Annotated in this window: 1 protein-coding gene; it reads right to left on the minus strand. The window is 71.8% G+C overall.

Going from position 1 to position 305, the window contains the following annotated elements; all coding sequences use genetic code 11:
* On the minus strand, positions 1 to 305 hold a 305-nt coding region (locus tag ACLQ2R_RS39635), incomplete at both ends, for a hypothetical protein (RefSeq protein WP_425966559.1).

Consider the following 305-nt stretch of genomic DNA (forward strand, 5'->3'; position numbering starts at 1 on the left):
CGAGCGGATCGGTGAACGTCGCCCCCGTGTAGGGCGCCTGCCCGGAGTTGACGACGGTGACCGTGTAACCGACCGTGGATCCAGGCGCCGTCACGGTGACGTTCGCCGTCTTGCGGATGGTCAGCCGCGGCACGAGGACGGTCACGGTCACGGAGCACGCGGTGGCGGTGCCACCGGACGGGCAGGTGCTGCCGGGCGTGCTCGACACCAGCCTGCTGACCATCAGCGTGTCCCCGGGGTCGGGGTCGCGCACGGTGACCGTGTAGGCGATCGTCGCGCTCGCCCCGACCGCCAGGTCACCCGTC

The sequence above is a fragment of the Streptosporangium sp. DT93 genome, assembly GCF_049844535.1.
Lineage (GTDB): Bacteria > Actinomycetota > Actinomycetes > Streptosporangiales > Streptosporangiaceae > Streptosporangium.